A 904-nucleotide genomic window follows, 5' to 3' on the forward strand; every position below is an offset into this window, starting at 1 on the left:
TTAATCTTGAATATATTTCTTAATTGTGGCTTCATTAAGTCCTACTGTACTCACATAATAACCTTCTGCCCAAAAATGCCGGTTGCCAAACTTGTACTTGAGATTAGCGTGTTTATCAAACATCATGAGTGCACTTTTACCTTTTAAATATCCCATGAAACTTGAAACACTTATCCTCGGTGGAATACTTACTAACATATGTACATGATCAGGCATCAAGTGACCTTCGATAATTTCAACACCTTTATAACTGCACAAAAGATGAAATATTTCGCCTAAACTACTTCGATATTGATTATAGATCACTTTTCGTCTATACTTAGGGGTAAACACAATGTGATATTTACACATCCACTTTGTGTGTGATAAACTATGTGCCTTTTGTGCCATATTTTTCTCCTTTCGCTTTACAATTGGCTTGAACACCTTTATTGTATCGCGTTTGGAGTTTTTTTGGTATAACCTTCGATGCGCACCCGCATAGCGGGTGGTTTATTTGTCTCGCACCTTACGGAGCGAGACGGACTAATAGTCACATAATAAAAAAGAACACCAGTGGTGTTCTTTTTTATCTGACTCCGCCAGTAGGACTCGAACCTACGACATCATGATTAACAGTCATGCGCTACTACCAACTGAGCTATGGCGGATAAAAGCTAAGCGACTTCCATATCTCACAGGGGGCAACCCCCAACTACTTCCGGCGTTCTAGGGCTTAACTGCTGTGTTCGGCATGGGTACAGGTGTATCTCCTAGGCTATCGTCACTTAACTCTGAGTAATACCTACTCAAAATTGAATATCTATCAAATAATTAGAAAAACCATACGCTAAGTTTTCTCAGTTACTTTGGATAAGTCCTCGAGCTATTAGTATTAGTCCGCTACATGTGTCACCACACTTCC

General features: G+C 39.4%; 1 tRNA gene, 1 rRNA gene and 1 pseudogene. All 3 read right to left on the reverse strand.

The features are described 5' to 3' along the window. Positions 1 to 390, reverse strand: a pseudogene (gene tnpA / locus D8803_RS09640) (IS200/IS605 family transposase); the annotation flags it as partial. Between the two features lie 186 nt (positions 391 to 576). Next, a tRNA-Asn gene (locus D8803_RS09645) sits at positions 577 to 650 on the reverse strand. A 5-nt stretch (positions 651 to 655) separates the two neighbouring features. After that, positions 656 to 771 (reverse strand): 5S ribosomal RNA (gene rrf / locus D8803_RS09650). Positions 772 to 904 lie beyond the last annotated feature (133 nt).

Origin of the sequence: Streptococcus oralis, assembly GCF_003943385.1 — a bacterium.
Classification (GTDB): Bacteria; Bacillota; Bacilli; order Lactobacillales; family Streptococcaceae; genus Streptococcus; species Streptococcus oralis_CA.